Source organism: Pseudarthrobacter leeuwenhoeki, assembly GCF_055412885.1.
This window is the reverse complement of record NZ_JBVAYY010000017.1, coordinates 41,965-63,422: the sequence shown is the minus strand read 5'-3', so window position 1 is coordinate 63,422 and position 21,458 is coordinate 41,965. Positions and strand designations below refer to the sequence as shown.

Below are 21,458 nucleotides of genomic sequence, written 5' to 3'. Positions count from 1 at the left end.
GGCGGTGCGGAGGGGCGGGCGGGCGGCTGCGCAGCCGGCCCCGCTGGCGGAGTTGCCGGCGGGCGCGGCGGCACAACGGGCGTTGCGGTTGTGGGCCGGCCAGACGGTTTCGGGGGCACAGCGGGCGGTGCAGGCGGTGCGGCGGGCGCGGACCGCGCGCCGGATCCGACGGCCGGGGGAACCCCAGGCATGCCGGGGTTGCCGGGCCTTTCGTTCTCTGCGGTCACTGAGAATTCACCACTTCCGTGCATCTGGGCCGTGGCGGGACGCCCGGCGGTGGGACCCGTTTCCGGAAGTCCACTACGGAACTCTATCTAAGATGCCGGGCGGCCTGCATGCCGCCGGGGCGCCGTCCGGGGCAGTGGTGCGCCGCGCACCGGCCGGAGCGGCCGTCCCGGGGCGCAGTTACCGCTGAAAGCATGTAATCTAGGGATACGACAAATTGACCAAACATTCCGGGGCCTCACTAACGCCAATGGTGACCACCTCCGGTCCGAGTACAAAAAGGGGGTCACGCCATGGGGCGCGGCCGTCAAAAGGCAAAAGCTACCAAGCAGGCTCGGGACATTAAGTACTATTCCCCGAACACTGACTACACTGCTCTTCAGCGTGAGCTCAAGAGCTCAGAGGTCCGTGCACCGACTCGTTTCACGAGTGAGCCTGTTGAGCCGGATTATTCGGCCTATGTGGATAAGTACGCGGACGATGTGGAAGAGGACGACGACGAGGTAGATTCCCGTCGGATAGGTTAGTCGAAACTTCTTTCCGGCATGCACTTCCGCCAGCGGATTGCCGACCACATGATTTCAGGCCCGCCGTCCACTCCCAGTAATGGGAGTGGACGGCGGGTTTTCTGCTGCCCGGATGTTCCCGCCTCCAAAGCTGGCGGCAGCGCGGGCCGGGCGGATGTGTTGCCGGGGCCGGCGGCGCGGGCTAACTTGGATGGGCCGGGACATCCCGCACCTCTCTCGCCGGAAGGACCGCCATGACCACTCGCACGGGCTTCACCGAGGGGGAAATCTGCTGGACGGACCTCCAGACCAGTGACGTCGCGGCGGCCAAGGCGTTCTATGCCTCGGTCTTCGGCTGGCGCTTCGAGGACCTGCCCACCCCGGACGGGCGCAGCTCCGCGCAGGCATTCCTGGGCGGGGACCTGGTCACCGTGATCGCGCCGCGGAATCCGCAGCAGCAGGCCACCGGGGTGCCGGGCCAGTGGAACGTGTACTTCGCGTCCTCCGACGCCCAGGAGCTCGCTGAGGGTCTGGCCCATGCCGGCGGCACCCTGGAGTTCGGCCCCGAGGAGGTGGGCGGCACCGGAGTGATGGTCTTCTTCGCCCCGCCCGGCGGCGGCACCACCGGCGCTTGGCAGGCCGGCAGCCACGCCGGCACCGTCCGCAGCGGAGAGCACGGCGCCCTGGCCTGGGCCGAGCTGCTGACGCCCGAGCCGCAGTCCGCCGTCGGATTCTTCCAGCAGCTGTTCGGACAGGACGTGACCGAGTACCCGCAGGACGACGGCGGCAAGTACAGCACGCTGACGGTCAACGGCGTGGAGGTGGCCGGCATCGCCGCGGTCCCGGCGGATGCCGAAGGCACACTCAAGCCGGGGTGGCAGGTGTACTTCGGGGTGTCCAGCGTCGCCGCGGCAGTCGCGGCGGCCGAGGCTGCCGGCGGCACCGTCCTGATCGCACCGGACGAGGCCGAGGATGCCGGGACCATCGCCACCCTCGAGGATCCGCAGGGCGGCGTGTTCAGCGTCCTGGAAGTCTGAGCCCGTTCAAACAGATCGAGTGCTCCACAACCGCCGGCCGGTCGGGGGCACCCGATGAGGGTCAGGCGTAGGCGTTGACCAGCCGGACGGCGCCGCCGTCGACGCCCTTGGCGCCCTGGACGTAGTCCGGTCCGGTCTTGACGATGGAGTCCGAGTTCTCCTCCACGGTGCCCATGACCCAGGCCGGCAGTCCGCGCTCGTTGAGCCGGTTCACGGCGGCGTCGGCGGCCTCGGGCGAGACGATCGCCACCATGCCCACGCCAAGGTTCAGTGTGCGCTCCAGGTCGGCCAGCGGGACGTTGCCCAGTTCGGCGACGAGCCGGAAGATGGCCGGGAGCTGCCAGGTGGCGCGGTCCACAGTGGCCAGCAGGCCCTGCGGCAGGACGCGGGCCAGGTTGGCGGCCAGGCCGCCGCCCGTCACGTGGCTGAAGCCGTGCACGGCCTGGCCGGCTGCGGAGCCGCTGACCGGGAACGTGCGGGCCAGGTCCAGGCAGTCGGCGGCGTAGACGCGGGTCGGCTCCAGGAGTTCCTCGCCCAGGGTCCGGCTGAACTCGGAGACGTGGCGGTCCAGGGCCCAGCCGGCGTGGTTGATGACGCGGCGGACCAGGGAATAGCCGTTGGAATGCAGTCCGGAGGAAGCCATGCCGATCACCACGTCGCCGGCGCGGACGCGGTCCGGGCCCAGCAGGTCGGCGGCTTCGACAACACCGGTGGCGGCACCGGCGACGTCGTACTCGTGCTCGCCCAGCAGGCCCGGGTGCTCGGCGGTTTCGCCACCCACCAGGGCGGTGCCGGCAACGGAACACGCGGCTGCGATGCCGCGGACGATATCCGCGATGCGCTCCGGGACCACCTTGCCGCAGGCGATGTAGTCGGTCATGTACAGCGGCTCGGCGCCCACCACCACGATGTCATCGACCACCATGCCGACGAGGTCGAATCCGATCGTGTCATGGATGTCCATGGCCTGCGCGATGGCGACCTTGGTGCCGACGCCGTCGGTCGAGGTGGCCAGCAGCGGGCGCTTATAGGTCAGCAGCCTCGAGACGTCGTACAGGCCGGCGAAGCCGCCGACGCCGCCGACCACCGAGGAGTTGTGGGTCGCCTTGATGGCGCCCTTCATCAGTTCGACGGCGCGGTCGCCCGCTTCGACGTCGACGCCGGCGGAGGCGTAGGTGATGCCGACGGTGTTCTGGGCGGCGTTCATGTCAGCGGCCGGGGAGGAAGTCATACGGGCTCTTTCTTGTCGGCAGCAATGGGTCGATCAATGCGATCGTCATCGGTGAGCAGTTCTTCGAATTCGACGCCCGGACCCGGGTCGCAGCCGGTGGCACCGGGCTTCTCGGCCGGGTCCTCGGTGGCGCTGATGCCTGCAGCCGCTTCGGCGGCGGACTCCGGCGCTGCGGCGCCGAGGGCGGCATCTCCGGCGGCGGGGAGAGGGCCGGGGCCGGTGCGTTCGAGCAGGTTCTTGCCCAGCTTGTCAGCGCCCGGGAGTTCGATCGGGTACTGGCCGGTGAAGCATGCGGTGCACAGGCGTTCGCGCGGCTGGCGGGTGGCATCGATCATGCCGTCTTCGGAGATGTAGGCGAGGGAGTCGGCGCCGATGGCCTGCGAGATTTCCTCGATCGTGGCGCCGTTGGCGATCAGCTCGGCCCGGGAGGCGAAGTCGATGCCGTAGAAGCACGGCCACTGCACCGGCGGGGAGGAGATCTTCACGTGCACGGAGGCGGCGCCGGCTTCGCGGAGCATCCGGACGATAGCGCGCTGGGTGTTGCCGCGGACGATCGAGTCATCGACCACCACCACGCGCTTGCCGCGGATCACGGATTCCAGGGCGTTGAGCTTGAGCCGGATACCCAGCTGGCGGAGCGTCTGGGAAGGCTGGATGAACGTCCGGCCCACGTAGGCGTTCTTGACGAAGCCGTGGGCGAAGGGGATGCCGGATTCCTCGGCGTAGCCCACGGCGGCGGGGGTGCCGGACTCCGGGACCGGGATGACGATGTCCGCTTCCTGGATGTTCTCGCGGGCCAGCTGGCGGCCCATTTCCACGCGGGACTCGTACACGGAGCGGCCTGCGATCGAGGCGTCCGGGCGGGCGAGGTAGACGTACTCGAAGACGCAGCCGGCCGGCGTCGCCTCGGCGAAGCGCTGGGAGCGGACGCCCTCCTCGTCGATCGCGATGAACTCGCCGGGCTCGATTTCGCGGATGAAGCTCGCGCCGACGGTGGCGAGGGCGGACTGCTCGGAGGCGACCACCCAGCCGCGCTCCAGCCGGCCCAGGCAGAGCGGACGGATGCCGTACGTGTCGCGGGCCGCGTAGAGGGTGCCTTCGTCCATGAAGACGAAGCAGAAGCCGCCCTTGATTTTGGGCAGCAGTTCCATGGCGGTCTGTTCGAGCGACTTGCCCTCTTCGCCCTCCAGCAGGGCTGTGACGAGGGCCGTGTCCGAGGTGTTGCCCTGCTTCATTTCACCGCTGAGCTGGCCGCCGTTGCGGTCCACGATCATGGCTTTGAGCTGGGCGGTGTTGGTCAGGTTGCCGTTATGGGCCAGAGCCACGGTGCCGGTCGCGGTGGCGCCCAGGGTGGGCTGCGCGTTGGCCCAGTGGCTGGCGCCGGTGGTGGAGTAACGGCAGTGGCCGACGGCCAGGTGCCCGGTCAGGGTGTTGAGGGTGGTCTCGTCGAAGACCTGGGAGACGAGTCCCATGTCCTTGTAGACGCTGATCCGCTTGCCGTCGCTGGTTGCTATACCAGCCGACTCCTGACCGCGGTGCTGCAGTGCATACAGCCCGTAGTAGGTGAGTTTTGCAACCTCTTCGCCGGGAGCCCAGACCCCAAAAACGCCACATGCGTCCTGAGGGCCTTTTTCGCCAGAGAGAAGATCATGAGAAAGTTTTCCATCGCCGCGTGCCACTGGTCGATTATCTCACGTTGTGCCCAAGGACTTTCCCATCGGCCGGTTTGTGACCTCCTGTGGTTGGCCTCCGGCCGGTCAGGCCCCCGGCTGGTCTTCAGTGTCGGGCACGGAATCGGGAACGGATTCGACGACGGCGCGACGGGCCCTGCGGACGCTCAGGCGGTCCAGGATAAGCGCCGCGACGCCGCCCAGGACGACGCCGCCCGCGCCGCACAGGATCATAAAGAAACCGAAAACGGCGCTGGCATCATAGCTTTCATCGCCCGGGAGGCCGTAAGCGAGGAAGGCGGCCACGCCGAAGCCCAGGAGTCCGCCCAGGACCAGGAACGGCACGTACTTCGGTGCCCGGCGCACAGTGACCTCGCGCCGTTCGGGGACGTGCTGCGCGCCTGGGGTGCCGGGGTTTTCGGGGGTAGACATGCCGTTAAGCCTACTGCCCGGCAGCCATTGCTACCGCCGGGGCAGCGGGGGCACACTGGGGGTGGGGGAGGGCACGGAACAGCCAAGGAGCGCCATGTCGGCCTCGCCCGAGCAGATCAGGGACCAGCAGCGCAGCAGCTGGGATGAGTTTTCCGCAGGCTGGCGAAAATGGGACGCCGAAGTGCTCGGCTGGCACGCACCCTTCGGCGACGCGGTCATCGACGAGGCGTGGCTCCGCCCGGACTCCGCTGTCCTCGACGTCGCAGCCGGGACCGGTGAACCGGGTCTCACAGCGGCGGCCCTCGTCCCCCGCGGCAGCGTCACCCTGCTGGACCTCTCCGAGGGGATGTTGCTGGTTGCGTCCGAGAAGGCGGCGGGCCGCGGGCTCGACAACGTACAGACCGTCGTCGGCGACGCCGCCCAGCTGCCGTTCGGGGACGCAACGTTCGATGCTGTCCTCTGCCGTTTCGGCCTGATGCTCTTCCCCCGGCCGTCCGACGCCGTGAACGAGATGGTGCGCGTCGCCAAACCGGGTGCCCGGATCAGCGCCGCCGTGTGGGGCCGGGCCGCGGAGAACCCGTGGGCCACGCTGATCCTCGGCACGATCGCCCGCCGCACCGAACTGCCGGTGCCGCCCGCGGGCGCACCCGGGCTGTTCCGGTGCGCCGCCCCGGGGTTCGTGAGCCGGGTCTTCAAGGAGGCGGGCCTGGTCAACGTCAGCGAGCGGAAAGTCAGCACGGACCTGGTCCAGGCGTCACCGGAGCTCTACTGGGAGTTCATGACAGAGATTGCATCCACCGTAACCGTGGGCCTGGCGAGCGCGGACCGGGACGTCCGGGAGCTGATCCGCTCCGACGTCTTCCAGCTGCTGGGCCGCTATGAACACGACGGCGCCATCCGGCTCCGCTCCACGGCCACCATCGTTGCAGGGACGCGGGCATAGCCGGTTTCCGCGGCAGTTTCGGACGGGCGCGGCGCGGATCCGGGGTGCGCGTGTCCGAAAGCGCCGCGGAATTGCGGGGTGCCGCGCCGGCGTCGCAGTGCCCTCGGGGTCGAGCACGACGGTGGACCGGACGATCCCTTCGGTGACCTCGCCGTTGACCAGCTTCTCTCCCACGCGCCGTAGGCCCGCGACACGGAGTGGTCCCTATCGGCGAGCAGCGGGAACGTCAGTGCGTCCACGGCCTGGACGTCTTCCTTGTGCAGTTTGGCCACCGGGGCCCGTTTGTCGGTCTTGTCCTGGCTGCGGTTGAAGCCGGTAACGGTGTGGTCAGCGGGCGACGCGCTGGCGGATGGCCCAGGCGAAGGCGGTTTCCGCCGGCGCCTTGTACTCGAGGCTGATGTAGCCCTCGTAGCCGAGTTGGCGGCTGCGGGCGATCCACTCGCCGAGGGGAAGCTCACCGGTTCCGGGAGCCCCGCGGCCGGGGTTGTCGGCGATCTGGATGTGGCCGAAGTCCTTGGCGTGCATTTCGATGACGGCGGCGACGTCGTCGCCGTTGACCGAGAGGTGATAGAAGTCGGCGAGGAGCTTGATGTTCTCCGCACCGGTTTCCTCCTTCACGCGGGAGATGACCCGCAGGGCGTCCTCGGCGGTGAGGAGCGGGTAACTGGGGGCGCCGCTGACCGGTTCGAGCAGCACGGTGCCGCCGATGCCGGCCACTCCCGCGGCCGCGGACGCGAGGTTCTTGACCGCCAGTTCGTCCTGGGCCTCCGGGGTGTGCCCGTCCTGCCGGTTGCCGTAGAGGGCGTTGAAGGACGTGCAGCCGAGCCGTCCGCCGATGCCAGCCACCACGTCGATGTTGTCCTTGAACTCGGAGCAGCGGCCCTTCCAGGACACCAGGCCCCGGTCGCCGCCGGGCATGTCGCCGGCGTTGAAGTTGAGGCCGGTGAGCTGGACCCCGGCGTCGGTGATGGCCCGCTCGAAGCGGGTGACCTCGGCGTCGGCGGGCACTGACGCCGCGAAGGGCCACCAGAACTCGACGGCGTCAAAGCCGGCAGCCTTCGCCGCGGCGGGCCGCTCGAGGAGGGGCAGCTCGGTCAGCAGGATGGAGCAGTTCACGGTGTAGGTCATGGTGGGTTCTTTCCGGTGCGGGGAGCTGGAAGAAGTGCTTCTTCGCCTCTCTCAATTTCCACTTTGTGGCACCGACCCAGCAGCTGGAATGTCAGGGCGCCGCCTCAGGGCCCGGTACATCGAGGGCCGGGTACATCAGGGGCCGGGGAATTCAGGGCGGGGGATGTCGCTACCCCTTCGTGGGGTCTTTCCGGGCCGCCAGGCCCACCAGCGCACCGACGGCCACACCGATCAACAGGCCTGTGAACGGCTTGTCGGCGGTGGTCACGCCGATGGCGAAGCCGAGGGCTGCGCCCAGGAGCATTCCGATCCACAGGGATTCGTATTTCACAGCCTCAGGGTACCAAGCGCCGCCAAGCCCCGCCGTCACGGGAACGGGCCCGGCCAGCCGGCGTAGCGGGCCGGGCAGAAGGGGCGAAGCCACATGAAGTCGCAGGCCTCGACTTCCGTCCAGCGGCTCATGGGCCTTGCGGATCCACTGGACACGGGCAGCGTCCCCGGCGGCGGCGTCGTTGGAGACCTTCCAGACGTGGCCGCCGCCCCTCCAGGCGGTGGATCCCGCCGTCGCGCGTCAGTGTCAGTTCGCCCTTGGTGAGGAAGACGACGCCTTCGCCGCCGGCCTCCGCCTCGGGTTTGTCACTGTCGCGCAGCACCCTCTTGGGGATGCCCGTGCAGGCCTCCGGAGGGAGGGGCCGCCATGGCTCAGCCGACCAGTTCGTAGGCAGGCGTGGTGAGGAAGTCCGTGTAGTCCTCGGAGAGGCAAATGTCGCCGATCAGCTTGCTGGCGGGCAGGTAGTGCTTTGCGAAAGCGTCCTCGCCCACCTCGCCGCGGAGCTTCGCGGTTTCCTCGGCCAGGATCCCGGACACCAGTTCACGGGTCACGGTCCGGCCGGTGTCGGCGAGGACCACCTGGTTGCGGATCTGCTGCCACACCTGCGAGCGGGAGATTTCGGCCGTAGCGGCGTCCTCCATCAGGTTGTGGATGGCGACTGCGCCGTTGCCGGAGATCCACACCGCGGTGTAGGCGACGGCGACGTAGAGGTTCAGGCGCAGGCCAGCCTCGGTGACCGTGCCGTTCGCGGAGGCGATGTCCAGGAGCTGGTCCGCGGTGACCGTCACTTCCGGGCGCTGTTTGTCCAGCTGGTTCGGCCGCTCGCCCAGGACGGCGTCGAAGACCTCCCGGCAGACCGGGACCAGGTCCGGGTGGGCCACCCAGGAACCGTCAAAGCCGTCGTTCACCTCGCGGGTCTTGTCCGCCCGCACTTTCTCGAAGGCCTGGGCCGTCACCTCGGGCTCGCGGCGGTTGGGGATGACGGCCGCCATGCCGCCCATCGCGAAGGCGCCGCGGTGGTGGCAGGTTTTGACCAGCAGCTCGGTGTAGGCGCGCATGAACGGCGCGGTCATGGCCACGGTGGCGCGGTCCGGGAGCACAAATTGCGGGCCGGCGTCGCGGAAGTACTTGATGATGCTGAACAGGTAGTCCCAGCGCCCGGCGTTCAGGCCGGAGGCGTGGTCTCGGAGTTCATAGAGGATCTCGTCCATCTCGAACGCCGCCGGGATGGTCTCGATCAGGACGGTGGCGCGGATGGTGCCCTGCGGAATCCCGAGGTAGTCCTGCGCAAAGACGAAGACCTCGTTCCAGAGGCGGGCCTCGAGGTGGCTCTCCATTTTGGGCAGGTAGTAGTAGGGGCCCTGGCCGTTCTCCAGCAGCTGCCTGGCGGTATGGAAGAAGTGCAGGCCGAAGTCCACCAGGGCGCCGACGGTGTGTTCGCCGCCGATCAGCAGGTGGCGCTCGCTCATGTGCCAGCCGCGCGGGCGTGCCACGACGACGGCCAGCGGGGCATCGGTCCGCAACGTGTATTCCTTCCCTTCCGGGGAGGTGTAGGCCAGGGTGCCCGCCGCGGCGTCGCGGAGGTTCAGGATCGATTCGATCACGTTGGACCAGGTGGGGGTGCTGGCGTCCTCGAGGTCGGCGAGCCAGACTTTGGCTCCGGAGTTCAGGGCATTGATGGCCATCTTGGCGGGCGCGGCCGGGCCCGTCATTTCGACCCGGCGGTCCTGCAGGGCTGCCGGGGCCGCGGCAACGGTCCAGTCACCCTCGCGGATGTCGCGGGTCTCCGGCAGGAAATCGAGCCGGCCGGTGCGGGCCACCTCCTCGCGCTTGGCCGCGCGGACCTTGAGCAGATCCCCGCGGGTGGCGGCGAACCGCTGGTGCAGTTCCTCAATGAAGGCCAGGGCCTCGGGGGTGAGGATCTCCTCTGCACGGTCTACGGGGTGCTGGGCTGAAATGGTGAGAGCCATTGTGGTCCTTCTTCGTCGGTGTATCAGGTGGGAATCCGGCAGCTGGTATTCAGCACACCGTCAGCCCCTGGTTCGCGATCGCCGAGGCTGCGGCGTCGTCGAGCGCCGAGCACGAGCGCTATGCGGCGTGGGTTGGCCATGGCGAACAGACTAGCGGCCCTGGCCATGGATTCCACCGGCTCGTCGCAGATTTTCACGATGTGGATAAAAAGTGAATAGCCGGGGGGTCCAGCGTCCGCTGCTTCGTCATGGCAACGTCCCTAACAGAAACCGGCGGTTCCGGACCAGGCTGCATCGGCCGGTACTGCGTCGTCGCACTGGACCGTCGCCTCGATCAGGCCGTAGGGGCGGTCGGCGGCGAAGAGCACCTCGTTGGGCACCGAGAACCTGATCTCGTCGAGCTCGCGGTGTGCTTCTAGGACCTTGGTGCCCATATCGAACAGGGTCTACTGCAGGGCGTGGGAGTACTTTTCGGTGAAGCCCTCCAGCAGCAGTTTCCAGGTCAGGCGACAAACGCCACAAAGAACATTTATGGCTAGCCGGGGGTGGGCACATCACAAGCTTTCGGCGACGCAGTGTTCTACGAGTACTTCAAGAACAACCAGCCCGATGCCGTCCTGCCAGTGCGCAAGCTGGAGCTTGACGGCCCGGGGCACCGCCCGTGCGGATTTCGCTTCGCTTTCGGACAGTCGCAGCGCGGATCCCGGGCGCGGGGGTCCGAAACCGCAGCGGATTTCCGGTGCGCCCGGCCGGGCGGTGCTTCCCCCGGCCAAGATTACGAACGAGAATGTGCACTCCCCCCGCCGCACGGGAGAAGGGGGCGCCGTGCTGGATCTGATGTCTGCGCTGGTGGCCTGGCAGCCGGCAGCCTCCGGCGAGCGCTGCGCTGTGGCCACGGTGGCGGGGGCCGGCCGGTCCGTGCCGTGTCCGGCGCTGGCCAACTAAAACCAACGCGGGGTCAGATGCGGCCCACGGTGCGGGGCTTCTTGGGCCGTATCTGACCCCGCGTTTATCGTTCCGGCCTATAGTCGGATGATGGAACAGCGAATCTTGGGCAAGACCGGACGGAACGTCTCCATTGTTGGGCTGGGGACCTGGCAGCTTGGCGCGGACTGGGGCAACGTGGACCCCGCGCAGGCCCAAGCCATCCTGGCCGCCTCCGTGGAAGCCGGCGTCACCTTCTTCGACACCGCGGACGTGTACGGCGACGGGCGCAGCGAGCAGGCCATCGGCAAATTCCTGGCCGGCAACCCGGGCCTGGACATCACGGTGGCCACCAAGATGGGCCGCCGGGTGGAGCAGCGGCCGGAGAACTACACCCTCGCCAACTTCCGCGAGTGGACAGACCGGTCACGGCGCAATCTGGGCATGGAGCAACTGGACCTGGTCCAGCTGCACTGCCCGCCCACCGATGTGTACAGCAACGCCGAAGTCTACGACGCGCTGGACACCTTGGTGGCCGAGGGGGCCATCCGCAACTACGGCGTCAGCGTGGAGCGGACCGATGAAGCCCTCGAAGCCATGCGGCACGAGGGCACGGCCACTGTGCAGATCATTCTCAATGCCTTCCGGCTCAAGCCGCTGGACGAGGTGCTGTCCGCGGCGGAGGCTGCCGGCATCGGCATCATCGCCCGCGTGCCGCTCGCTTCGGGGCTGCTCTCCGGCAAATACACCGCGGACACGTCCTTCGCGGCGGACGACCACCGAAACTACAACAGCACAGGCTCGGCCTTCGACGTCGGGGAGACCTTCTCCGGCGTGGACTTCGGGCAGGGCCTTCAAGCGGTGGCCGAGTTCGAGGAGCTGGTGCCCGACGGCGTCAGCACCGCCCAGGCGGCCATCGCCTGGATCGCGGCGCAGGACGGCGTCAGCACGGTGATCCCCGGCGCGCGGAACGTGGACCAGGCCCGGTCCAACGCCGAAGCGGCAGGGGTCAACGGCATCGACGCGACGTTCGACGTCGGCGTCCGGGAAATCTACGACAAGTACTTCCGCGAATCGATCCATCCGCGCTGGTAGCCGCTTCCGAAAACCAGCGCGGGGTCAGATACGGTCCATGGTGGCGGGTTTCATGGGCCGCATCTGACCCCGCGTTGTAGTTGGCTTGCCGGCCGTTAGCCCGCCGGATACCAGATCCGCTCCCCCTCGACGCGCGCGAAGGAGGTCAGGGTGTGGGGTTTGGCAGACTTTTCCGTCATGATGTCCAGGACCCGGACATTCCGGACCAGGAGCGCGTCACCGATCAGCGAGCGGTGGCAGCGCCACGGGACGGCTTCAGCGCACATGATCGCCGCATCGTTGGTCCGCCCGCGGTCCAGCAGCTGGTCGATGGCGGTGGAGAATTCCTCGGTCTGCATATAGTCCGCGTACCCCCGGAACGAGGCGTTTCGCCAGGCGCCGTTGGGACTGTCTTTCCGGGCGTGCCGCAGGCCGCCGAGGGATTCCATCCGCCGGTAGGTGATCCCGCTGGCACGCACGCTCGCCGCGAGCGTGTCCGCGTTGAACTGCGGATTGTGCCGCGATTTCGGGACGGTGCGGATATCGATGAGCTTCTTGACGCCGTGGGCGTTCAGGATGCCGATGAACTCGTCGATGGGATGAGTGGAGTGCCCCACCGTGAAGATGGTCGTGTCCGTCATGTCCCCATGCTAGGACGCCATGCACCCGTGTCGGCGGCGAAGCGGCCCGGATATTCTAAATATCCGACGAGGTGCCAAGGGAGCAGGTTTGGAATGACTTCATCCTCCATCGAGGGCTTTGTTGACCGGCTCGCAGCCGTGCAAACAGGGCCGGGGTGCAACAACTTCTTCGACCACACCGTGCCGGGAAATTCCCAGCGCCGGCGGAACCTGGCGACCTACTTGCGGGAGATGCTGGACCGCTCCCCGAAGGTGCTGCTGGTCGGGGAAGCGCCAGGATTCAGGGGCATGCGGATCACTGGGGTTCCCTTCACCAACCGCACGATGTTCCAGGGTCCACCCAACGCGTTCGGGCTGTTCGGGCCCGGCAAGGGATACGTGCTTCCGGCGGAGGCTGCGGGTGTTGCGGCGGAGCCGACGGCCACGGTGATGTGGGAGGTGCTGGCCGAATTTGAGTTCCTGCCCTTGCTCTGGAGTGCCTGCCCGTGGCATACCCACGTACCCGGGCGGCCGCTGTCCAACCGCACTCCCACGGTCTCCGAAGCAGCACAGGGAACCCCGTTCTGGCAGGCGCTGACCGAGGAGTTTCCCATCGAAACGGTGGTGGCCGTGGGGAATGTGGCGCACCGCAGTCTGCAGCGGAGCGGCCTGGACGTGCCGAAAATCAGGCATCCCGCCCACGGCGGCCGGTCCGGTTTCAAGCTCGGTTTGCAGGAGCTCCTGGGTCCCTCCCGCGTTGTGGTGGGCGATTCGGGTCGCGGCGGCGGGCCCGGATGCCGCTGACCCTGGTCGAGGAGGTGCAGCTGGCCGGGGGAGTCGAGGTCCCCGCCGCCGGAGAGGTCGCTGCAGTCCACGAGGTCGATCAGCGTGAAGGCTCCCGGAGTGCCAACTCATGCAGGCGCCGCGGCCCGGCCGCGCATCCGCTCCCACGTTAGTGTGGGAAGGAGTTAATCCACGGATGAAAGGCAGTGTCATGAGTGATCCGAACGAACCGAGCAACGATCCGGCCGACCTGCGGGGACCCGGCGACCCGGACGCCGTCGAGGTCCGCCAGCCGCACGCCGAACCCGGCCAGGCCGGCAACATCCGCGAGGAACAGTTGACCCAGGCGGCAGGAACGGTGCCCGCCGCCTACGTCGGTTCAGGCGACCCTTCGGGGGAGGCGACGCCGGAAGACACCGCCGACGCCGGCATGTGGGACGCCGAAACGTAGCCTTCACGCCCTGCCGGCGGCGCCGACCGCCGGGTGTCCGGGCAGAGCCGCGGGTGCCCCCCGCGAGGCCCCGGCCCCAGCCAGGCTACGCGCGCGGCTTCCCCAGGAACCCCAGCAGCACCTCGTTGACCTCGGCGGCGTGGGTCCACAGCATGCCGTGCGGGGCGCCCTCGATCTCCACGTACTCAGCGCCGGGCAGGGCCTTCGTGAACCGGCGGCCCGTGACATCGATCGGCAGGATCCTGTCCGCGGTGCCGTGCACGATCAGCGCGGGGACGTCGATCTTGGGGATGTCCGCCCGGAAGTCCGTGAGCCAGGTGGGCTGCGCGGCTGCCGAGGCGGTGGCTCCGCCCGAGATCGCCAGGTTCCAGCCCGCCCGCATGACTTCCCCGCTGAGCCGGGGTGTGCCCAGGAAGGTGTCGCTGTTGTAGAAGTTCTTGAAGAATTCCGTGAAGAAGGCGTAGCGGTCCGTGGTGACAGCCTCCATCAGGCCGTCGAACACAGACTGCGGGACGCCGTCGGGGTTGTCCTCGGCCTGCAGGATGTAGGGCTCCAGCGAGCCGAGAAATGCGGCCTTCGCCACCCGGGCCGAACCGTAGGTGCCGAGGTACCGGCCCACTTCGCCGGTTCCCATCGAGAAGCCCACCAGCACGGCGTCATTCAGGTCCAGGGTGGTGCACAGGGTGTCGAGGTCGGCGGCGAAAGTGTCGTAGTCGTAGCCGTCAGTAGGCTTGCTGGACTTGCCGAAGCCGCGGCGGTCGTAGGTGATGACCCGGTAGCCGGCGCCCAGCAGGGCCGTGGTCTGCTTCTCCCAGGAGGCGCCGTCCAGCGGGTAGCCGTGGATCAGGACCACCGGCTGCCCGCTGCCGTGGTCTTCATAGTAGAGCTCGATGTCGGTGCTGTTCTCGGTTCCAACCTTGATGTAAGCCATGTCAGCAGTCCTCTCGGTACGGTTCGGGAGTCAGTTCGTGCGGGAGTGACCCGGCGCTGGTGCCACTGTACGGAACCAACGCAGACAGGCAACAGGGTGTTCCCGCGGCTGGGACTTTGACGGCGCCAATTTGGGCACTGATACCCCTGGGGGTATAGTAGTAATAATAGACCTACCAACAAGGAGAACCGGATGTGCCGACAGGTTGCATGCAAGAAGTGCGGTAAGACCACTTGGGCCGGCTGCGGCCAGCACGTTGACTCGGTCATGCGGGGCGTCAAGAGCGCCGACCGCTGCAAGGGTCACGAGGGTGAAGTCAGCACCAAGACCGGCTTCTTCGCCAAGCTCTTCGGCCGCTAACCCCGGTTCTCCAGATCGATCGCAGGGCCCCGTTGCACAAAGTGCAGCGGGGTTCTCCGCATTAACGCCCCCGCGTGACCGGCCTACTCCAGCAGCGCCTTCGTGACCGCCCCGGTCAGCTCGTGGATCACGGCCAGGCGCTCCGCGCCCCCGCCGTCCTCGCCCCAGGTATAAATGGTCAGCGCGTAGGACCGCTCGCCGGAGCTTAGGAGGGCCGCGTCGTGGAGGTAGCCTTCCAGCTGGCCGTACTTGTGCTGGACCGTGATGCCCGGGCCGACGGCGGCCGGGATGAGCCGTTCGTTGTTGGTCTGCTGCATGTAGCCGAGCAGCTCCTGCGTGTGCTCCGCGTTCAGCAGCGTGCCCGTGGACAGCTGTTTGAGCAGGTCCGCCATCTCGGCGGGGGTCAGCAGGTTCTGTTCCGGGTCATAGCTGATCCCGATCGACGCGGCGTACTCGATCAGCCGGGGGTAGCCGATGTCCCTCATCAGCAGCAGCCAGGCGTCGTTGCTGCTCGCGTTGACCATCGCCTGGATCTGGAACGCGGCGTCGAAGCTCCCCAGCGGCACATCCAGCGACTTCTCACCGGTCTCCACCAGATGGTAATAGGCGGCCGCCGTGAGGATCTTGGCGGTGCTGGCCGCCACAAACTCGGCCCCGTCACCGTAGCTGCGCGGCTCCCCGCCGTGGGTGTCCGCAAGGACGACGCCGATCCGGTAGCCGGAGTTGTCGGCCAGGATCCGCCGCATCTCGGCATCGAGGGCGTCGAAGTCGACGGCGGCCCGCGGGGCCTCCGCTGCCGGGGCCTCGGCCGCGGGCTGTTCCTCCCACTGTTCCTGCGGGCCGGCGAGGAAGTCCGTGCTGGGGACCGGCCCGGTGCGGACGGCGGCAAGGGTCACCATGCCCAGCAGCACAAGGGCCGTGGCCGCCCAGACGAGGGGCAGTTTCCGCTGGGCATTGAGGGACTTGGCGGCCGGACGGGAAGGTCCCGAGGTGTTCATCGTGCAGGACCTTCCAGGTCAGTAAAGAGGAGGGGTTCACTGCAATGTATGCCCGGGGAAGGGGCATGTCCAAAAGCCGCGCGGGGCGGCGCGAAGGTGACGGCAAACTACCTGCCGGGACGGGGCCGGACGTGTGGCGCGGACCACGGCGGAGGCATCCTGCGGCGGTGAAAGCACCAGTAGGCTGGCAGCTATGCCGAGGAAGATAACTGTGAGCCTGCCGGACCCGACCCTCCGGGAGTACCTCCACCCCCACCCGGACGTCGCCGTCCTCGAGTGGGACCTGTCCGGGGAACCGCCGCGGCCGCGCCTCGACATCGTGGTCGCGCCCTATATGGGTGGCCCGCAGGTGCTGCGCGGCCTGGAAGCGGTGGATACCGGGCTGGTGCAGAGCCAGTCGATCGGCTACGACGGCGTCGCGGAGTTCCTTCCCCCGGGCAGGGTGTTCGCCAACGCCGCCGGCGTCCACGAAACCTCCACCGCCGAACTGGCCCTGGCCCTGATCCTGGCCAGCCAGCGCGAGCTCCCGCGGCTGCTGCAGAACCAGCAGGACGGCCGCTGGGAGACCCGGCCCACCGCCAGCCTCGCGGACCGGCGGGTGCTGATCGTCGGCTACGGCGGCGTCGGCAAGGCGATCGAAAACCGTCTCGTGCCCTTCGAAACCATCGTGACCCGGGTCGCCAGCAGGGAGCGGAGGGACCCGCGCGGCCACGTCCACGGCGTCGCGGAGCTGCACACCCTGCTGCCGGAGCATGACATCGTGATCGTGGGGGTTCCGCTCAGCGACGCCACCCGCCACCTCATCGACGACACCTTCCTCGCGGCCATGCCCGACGGCGCACTGGTCGTCAACGTGGCCCGCGGGCTGGTCGCGGACACCGACGCCCTGGTCCGGCACACCGCCAGCGGCCGGATCCGTGCCGCCCTGGACGTCACCGATCCCGAGCCGCTGCCGCAGGACCACCCGCTGTGGCGGACCCCCGGCGTCATCATCAGCCCGCATGTCGGCGGGGACAGTTCGGCCATGCGCCCGCGGATGGGCCAGCTGCTCCAGCGGCAGATCGAGCTCATGCTGGCGGGCGAATCGCCGGCGAACGTCGTGCTGAACGGCCAAGGAACCGGGCGGCCCTAACGGCGGGGCCGGGTTTCCCCGCCCGGCTGTGGCGCTCCGCAGTGTTGCTGACCGTGCGGCCTAATTCGCCCATCGACGGTCTTGAGCCGTCGGGTTCGATCACCATAGAGTGATGGCGAAACGACAAGCACTCCAGGAGATGACATGTCACTCGTCCGCGTGCATAACTTCTCGGTCTCCCTCGACGGATTCGGCACCGGCGAGGGCCAGCAACTCGACGCTCCGTTCGGTCACGCAGGCTTACGGCTAATGGAGTGGGCTTTTGAGACGCGCACCTTCCGCGAAATGGGCCTCCACGGGGAGTCGGAGGGATCCTTCGGCGTCGACGAGGCGTTCGCCAGCGCGTGGGGGCCCGGGATCGGCGTGGAGATCATGGGGCGCAACAAGTTCGGCCCTCAACGCGGTCCCTGGGAGGACGAGGAATGGAAGGGCTGGTGGGGCGACAACCCTGTCTTCCACACCCCTGTCGTTGTTCTGACACACCATCCTCGGCCGGTACTCGAAATGGATGGCGGAACAACCTTCCATTTCGTTGACGCCGACCCCGTCTCCGCGCTCAAGCAGGCCCGCGCCCTGGCAGGCGAGCTCGACGTCCGGATCGGTGGCGGCGTCAGCACGGTTCGGCAGTTCCTCGAGGCCGATCTGATCGACCACATGCACATCGTCATCGTGCCGATCGTCCTGGGCCGGGGCGAACGGCTCTGGGATGGACTCGAAGGACTCGAACATCGCTTTGACATCGAAGCGACCCCTTCTCCACACGGAGTTCTCCATCTGATCTTCACTCGTCGCACGGCCCGGTAGGCCGACTTGGTCCGCTCACGGCCTCCGGACGTAAACTGACCTTCGGATCACTTGGCGTGACGCCTGGCTTGGAGTACGGATGCTCTGGAAACTGCTTGTTGAATTCCTGCGGCCGCAGCAGCGGCTGCTGCTCGCCGTCGTCGTCTTCCAGCTGGCGCAGTCCATCGCCTCGCTGTACCTGCCCACCCTGAACGCGGACATCATCGACCAGGGCGTGGCGAAGGGGGACACGGACTACATCCTGCGCACCGGCGGCGTGATGCTGCTGGTGACCCTGCTCCAGATCGCCTGCGCCATCGCCGCCGTGTACTTCGGGGCGAAGGCGGCGATGGCGATGGGCCGGGACGTGCGCGGGGCGATCTTCAGCAAGGTGGCGGCCTTCTCCGAACAGGAAGTCACCCGCTTCGGCGCGCCGAGCCTGATCACCCGCTCCACCAACGACGTCCAGCAGGTCCAGCAGCTGGTGCTGGTCTCCGCCACCCTGATGGTGGCCGCGCCCATGCTCAGCATCGGCGGGGTAATCATGGCGATCCGGCAGGACGTGCAGCTGTCCTGGCTGATCGCGGTCAGCGTGCCGGTGCTGCTGGGGGCGGTGGGGCTGATCATCACCCGGATGGTGCCGCTGTTCCGGCTCATGCAGACCCGGATCGACACCGTGAACCGGGTGCTCCGCGAACAGCTCACCGGCATCCGCGTGGTCCGCGCCTTCGTCCGCGAGGACGTGGAGACCGCCCGCTTCGCCCGGGCCAACGAGGACGTCACGGACACCGCCCTGCGCGCCGGCCGGCTGATGGCGCTCGCGTTCCCCACGGTCATGCTGGTCCTGAACGTCTCGAGTGTGGCCGTGATCTGGTTCGGGGCGTTCCGGATCCAGGACGGATCCATGCAGGTGGGCACCATGATCGCGTTCCTGAGCTACCTCATGCAGATCCTGATGTCCGTCATGATGGCCACGTTCATGGCGATCATGATCCCCCGCGCGGCGGTCTCAGCGGACCGGATCGGGCAGGTGCTGGGCACCGAGTCCAGCGTTAGGCCGCCGGAGCACCCGCTGGACTTCTCCGGCCGCACCGGCCGCGGCGAGCTTCAAATGCGCGACGTCGGGTTCGCCTACCCGGGCGCCGAGCAGCCGGTCCTGTCCGGGATCAGCTTCACCGCCCGGGCGGGGCAGACGACGGCGATCATCGGCGCCACCGGCTCCGGCAAGACCACCCTGGTGAACCTGATGCCGCGGCTCTTCGACGCCACCGCCGGCTCGGTCCGGATCGACGGCGTGGACGTGCGGGAACTGCACCCGGACCTGCTCTGGGGGCACATCGGCTTGATCCCGCAGCGGCCCTACCTGTTCTCCGGCACCGTGCGCAGCAACCTGCTCTACGGCAAACCCGACGCCACCGAGGACGAGCTCTGGCAGGCGCTGTCCATCGCGCAGGCGGAGGACTTCGTCCGGGAGATGGACGGCGGGCTGGACGCGCCCATCTCCCAGGGCGGCACCAACGTCTCCGGCGGGCAGCGGCAGCGGATCGCGATCGCCCGGGCGCTGGTGAAACGGCCCGAGCTGTACATCTTCGACGACTCCTTCTCCTCCCTGGACACCGCCACCGACGCCCGGCTGCGCCAGGCCCTCCGGCAGCACACCGCCGGCGCCACCCTGGTGATCATCGCCCAGCGCGTCTCCAGCATCGTGGACGCGGACCAGATCCTGGTGCTCGACGGCGGCCGGCTCGTCGCGCACGGCACGCACGAGGAACTGCTGGAGACCTCGGAGACCTACCAGGAGATTGTGAACTCCCAGCTCGCGGCGGAGGAGGCGGCATGAGCGCTCCGAACCGCACCGGGCCGGCCGCACCGTCCGGGCCCACTGGCGGGGGACCCGGGTCGCCGGGTGCCGCTCCCGCCGTCGAACGCATTCCCCGTCCGCGCGGCGGCCCCGGCCACGGCGGACCGTTCGCCGGGATGAACGTCCCGGCGGAGAAGGCCATGAACTTCGGCCCCTCCGCCAAACGGCTGCTGGGCCAGCTCCGGCCCGAGCGGCTCTGGCTGGTGCTGGTCCTGATGCTCGCGGTGGTGAGTGTGGCGTTCTCGGTGATCGGGCCGCGGCTGCTGGGGGAGGGCACCAACCTGATCTTCGCCGGCGTCGTGTCCAAGGATCTGCCGGCCGGGGTGAGCCAGGAGCAGCTGATCGCGCAGCTGCGCGCCGAAGGGCAGGACCAGCAGGCGGACATGCTCAGCGCCATGACGCTGACCCCCGGCACCGGGATCGACTTCACCGCGCTGGCCACCGTGCTGCTGTGGGCGCTGGTGCTCTACGTGCTGGCCGCCGGCTTTATGTGGATCCAGGCCTATGTCCTGAACGGGATTGTGCAGCGCACCATGTTCCGGCTGCGCGAGCGGATCGAGGCCAAGATCAACCGGTTGCCGCTGCGCTACTTCGATACGGTCCAGCGCGGGGAGCTGCTGAGCCGGGTCACCAACGACGTGGACAACATCTCCCAAAGCCTGCAGCAGTCCATCAGCCAGGCGGTCACCTCGCTGCTGACCGTGCTCGGCGTGCTGGTGATGATGTTCATCCTCTCGCCCACACTCGCCCTGATCGCGCTGGTCACCGTGCCGCTGACGCTGGTGACGACGGCGCTGATCGCCAAGAGATCGCAGAAGCTGTTCGTGGCGCAGTGGAAGCACACCGGGGAGCTGAACGGGCAGATCGAGGAGACGTACACCGGGCACGCGCTGGTGAAGGTCTTCGGCCGGCAGCGGGAGGTCGAGGAACGCTTCCGGCAGAAGAACGCGGAGCTGTATGAGGCCAGCTTCGGCGCGCAGTTCGTGTCCGGGCTGATCATGCCGGCCATGACGTTCATCGGGAACCTGGTTTATGTGGGGATCGCGGTGGTGGGAGGGCTGCAGGTGGCCGCCGGGGCGATGCAGCTCGGGGACGTGCAGGCGTTCATCCAGTACTCGCGGCAGTTCACCCAGCCGCTGGCCCAGCTGGGGTCGATGGCGAACCTGCTGCAGTCCGGGGTGGCGTCGGCCGAGCGGGTGTTCGAGCTGCTGGACACCGAGGAGCAGACTGCGGATCCGGATCCCGGGGTGGCACCCGCGGCGACGCGGGGGAAGCTGGTGTTCGAGGACGTGTCCTTTGCGTATTCGCCGGACAAGCCGCTGATTGCGGACCTGAGCCTCGTGGCCGAGCCGGGACAGACCGTGGCGATCGTCGGGCCGACCGGGGCAGGGAAGACCACGCTGGTGAACCTGATGATGCGCTTCTACGAGCTCGACGCCGGGCGGATCACGCTCGACGGCGTGGACGTCACCGCGATGACCCGGGATGAGCTGCGCTCGCGGATGGGCATGGTGCTGCAGGACACCTGGCTGTTCGGCGGGACCATCAGGGACAACATCGCCTACGGCCGGCCCGCTGCTACCGAGGCGGAGATCCTGGAGGCGGCGCGGGCGACGTACGTGGACCGGTTCGTGCGGTCCCTGCCGGAGGGCTACGACACCGTGCTCGACGACGAGGGATCCAACGTCTCCGCCGGGGAGAAGCAGCTGCTGACGATCGCCCGGGCGTTCCTGGCCCGGCCCTCCGTGTTGATCCTGGACGAGGCGACCAGTTCCGTGGACACCCGCACCGAAGTGCTGGTGCAGAAGGCGATGAGCGCGCTGCGCTCGGACCGCACGAGCTTCGTGATCGCGCACCGGCTCTCCACCATCCGCGACGCCGATCTCATCCTGGTGATGGAAGCCGGGCAGATCGTGGAGCAGGGGAACCATGCGGAGCTGCTGGCGGCCGGCGGGGCGTACGCCGCGCTGTATGCCGCACAGTTCGCGGCCCCGGTTGCGGAGGTTTGAGGGCGCGATTCCGCACAGCCCGAACGGGCGGCGCGGTGGGCACAATGCCCGCGCTACGC

The 21,458-nt window shown here is 68.2% G+C and carries 20 protein-coding genes and 2 pseudogenes; 11 read left to right on the top strand and 11 right to left on the bottom strand.

The window, feature by feature from the left end:
* Positions 1–518: 518 nt before the first annotated feature.
* Positions 519–752 carry a DUF3073 domain-containing protein gene (locus ACZYX4_RS15085; RefSeq protein ID WP_463877275.1) on the top strand — a complete coding sequence of 78 codons (234 nt, stop codon included), beginning with the start codon at positions 519–521 and terminating at the stop codon, positions 750–752.
* A gap of 233 nt (positions 753–985) precedes the next feature.
* Positions 986–1,768 (top strand): VOC family protein, encoded by a 783-nt coding sequence (locus ACZYX4_RS15080; protein WP_463877272.1) that lies wholly within the window; start codon positions 986–988, stop codon positions 1,766–1,768.
* Between the two features lie 61 nt (positions 1,769–1,829).
* Here ACZYX4_RS15080 and purM read toward each other — a convergent pair whose 3' ends face one another.
* The 3 genes from purM to ACZYX4_RS15065 form a co-directional block, all read right to left on the bottom strand.
* Complete coding sequence (purM, locus tag ACZYX4_RS15075; protein ID WP_463877270.1) at positions 1,830–2,999, bottom strand: phosphoribosylformylglycinamidine cyclo-ligase; 1,170 nt, start codon at positions 2,997–2,999, stop codon at positions 1,830–1,832.
* A complete protein-coding gene (purF, locus tag ACZYX4_RS15070) occupies positions 2,996–4,678 on the bottom strand; it encodes an amidophosphoribosyltransferase (RefSeq protein ID WP_463877268.1) in 1,683 nt (560 codons plus the stop codon). The genes purM and purF overlap by 4 nt, the downstream gene beginning before the upstream one ends.
* Positions 4,679–4,756: 78 nt before the next feature.
* On the bottom strand, positions 4,757–5,101 hold the full coding sequence (locus ACZYX4_RS15065) for a hypothetical protein (protein ID WP_463877265.1): 345 nt from the start codon (positions 5,099–5,101) through the stop codon (positions 4,757–4,759).
* Between the two features lie 94 nt (positions 5,102–5,195).
* On the opposite strand from ACZYX4_RS15065, the gene ACZYX4_RS15060 reads away from it, so the two are divergent.
* Positions 5,196–6,044: a class I SAM-dependent methyltransferase gene (locus ACZYX4_RS15060; protein WP_463877262.1), complete on the top strand. Its 849-nt coding sequence runs from the start codon at positions 5,196–5,198 to the stop codon at positions 6,042–6,044.
* A gap of 78 nt (positions 6,045–6,122) precedes the next feature.
* Here the strand turns inward: ACZYX4_RS15060 and ACZYX4_RS15055 are convergent.
* The 5 genes and pseudogenes from ACZYX4_RS15055 to ACZYX4_RS15035 all read right to left on the bottom strand — a co-directional run.
* Positions 6,123–6,277, bottom strand: a pseudogene (locus ACZYX4_RS15055) (redoxin domain-containing protein); the annotation flags it as partial.
* A 94-nt stretch (positions 6,278–6,371) separates the two neighbouring features.
* Complete coding sequence (locus ACZYX4_RS15050) at positions 6,372–7,172, bottom strand: hydroxypyruvate isomerase family protein (RefSeq protein WP_463877259.1); 801 nt, start codon at positions 7,170–7,172, stop codon at positions 6,372–6,374.
* A gap of 169 nt (positions 7,173–7,341) precedes the next feature.
* Complete coding sequence (locus ACZYX4_RS15045; RefSeq protein ID WP_463877257.1) at positions 7,342–7,503, bottom strand: hypothetical protein; 162 nt, start codon at positions 7,501–7,503, stop codon at positions 7,342–7,344.
* A gap of 371 nt (positions 7,504–7,874) precedes the next feature.
* Positions 7,875–9,473, bottom strand: coding sequence for a malate synthase A (gene aceB, locus ACZYX4_RS15040; protein WP_463877255.1), 1,599 nt, complete (start codon positions 9,471–9,473; stop codon positions 7,875–7,877).
* 260 nt (positions 9,474–9,733) lie between these two features.
* Positions 9,734–9,967 (bottom strand): annotated as a pseudogene (locus ACZYX4_RS15035) (factor-independent urate hydroxylase); the annotation flags it as partial.
* A 541-nt stretch (positions 9,968–10,508) separates the two neighbouring features.
* On the opposite strand from ACZYX4_RS15035, the gene ACZYX4_RS15030 reads away from it, so the two are divergent.
* Entirely contained in the window at positions 10,509–11,492 is a 984-nt protein-coding gene (locus ACZYX4_RS15030; protein ID WP_463877253.1) for an aldo/keto reductase, read from the top strand.
* A gap of 95 nt (positions 11,493–11,587) precedes the next feature.
* Here the strand turns inward: ACZYX4_RS15030 and ACZYX4_RS15025 are convergent, their stop codons facing one another.
* Positions 11,588–12,112, bottom strand: a complete 525-nt coding sequence (locus tag ACZYX4_RS15025) for a DUF488 domain-containing protein (protein ID WP_463877251.1) — start codon at positions 12,110–12,112, stop codon at positions 11,588–11,590.
* A gap of 93 nt (positions 12,113–12,205) precedes the next feature.
* Here ACZYX4_RS15025 and ACZYX4_RS15020 point away from each other — a divergent pair, with 93 nt between their 5' ends.
* Positions 12,206–12,895 carry a uracil-DNA glycosylase gene (locus tag ACZYX4_RS15020; protein WP_463877248.1) on the top strand — a complete coding sequence of 230 codons (690 nt, stop codon included), beginning with the start codon at positions 12,206–12,208 and terminating at the stop codon, positions 12,893–12,895.
* A 190-nt stretch (positions 12,896–13,085) separates the two neighbouring features.
* Positions 13,086–13,325, top strand: coding sequence for a hypothetical protein (locus ACZYX4_RS15015; protein ID WP_463877246.1), 240 nt, complete (start codon positions 13,086–13,088; stop codon positions 13,323–13,325).
* An 85-nt stretch (positions 13,326–13,410) separates the two neighbouring features.
* Here ACZYX4_RS15015 and ACZYX4_RS15010 read toward each other — a convergent pair whose 3' ends face one another.
* Positions 13,411–14,256 carry an alpha/beta fold hydrolase gene (locus tag ACZYX4_RS15010; protein WP_463877245.1) on the bottom strand — a complete coding sequence of 282 codons (846 nt, stop codon included), beginning with the start codon at positions 14,254–14,256 and terminating at the stop codon, positions 13,411–13,413.
* A gap of 192 nt (positions 14,257–14,448) precedes the next feature.
* Between ACZYX4_RS15010 and ACZYX4_RS15005 the strand changes: the two genes are divergently transcribed.
* Entirely contained in the window at positions 14,449–14,616 is a 168-nt protein-coding gene (locus ACZYX4_RS15005) for a hypothetical protein (RefSeq protein ID WP_307464437.1), read from the top strand.
* A gap of 83 nt (positions 14,617–14,699) precedes the next feature.
* Here the strand turns inward: ACZYX4_RS15005 and ACZYX4_RS15000 are convergent, their stop codons facing one another.
* The gene (locus ACZYX4_RS15000) at positions 14,700–15,614 is read right to left on the bottom strand and encodes a serine hydrolase (protein ID WP_463877243.1); all 915 of its coding nucleotides are present in this window, start codon (positions 15,612–15,614) and stop codon (positions 14,700–14,702) included.
* Positions 15,615–15,807: 193 nt separating this feature from the next.
* Here ACZYX4_RS15000 and ACZYX4_RS14995 point away from each other — a divergent pair, with 193 nt between their 5' ends.
* From ACZYX4_RS14995 to ACZYX4_RS14980, 4 genes are all read left to right on the top strand, one after another.
* A complete protein-coding gene (locus ACZYX4_RS14995) occupies positions 15,808–16,746 on the top strand; it encodes a 2-hydroxyacid dehydrogenase (protein ID WP_463877241.1) in 939 nt (312 codons plus the stop codon).
* A gap of 144 nt (positions 16,747–16,890) precedes the next feature.
* Positions 16,891–17,550, top strand: a complete 660-nt coding sequence (locus tag ACZYX4_RS14990; protein WP_463877240.1) for a dihydrofolate reductase family protein — start codon at positions 16,891–16,893, stop codon at positions 17,548–17,550.
* A 79-nt stretch (positions 17,551–17,629) separates the two neighbouring features.
* Entirely contained in the window at positions 17,630–19,369 is a 1,740-nt protein-coding gene (locus tag ACZYX4_RS14985; RefSeq protein WP_463877238.1) for an ABC transporter ATP-binding protein, read from the top strand.
* Positions 19,366–21,399, top strand: a complete 2,034-nt coding sequence (locus ACZYX4_RS14980) for an ABC transporter ATP-binding protein (RefSeq protein ID WP_463877237.1) — start codon at positions 19,366–19,368, stop codon at positions 21,397–21,399. Before ACZYX4_RS14985 ends, ACZYX4_RS14980 begins: the two co-directional genes overlap by 4 nt.
* The last annotated feature ends 59 nt before the right edge of the window (positions 21,400–21,458 follow it).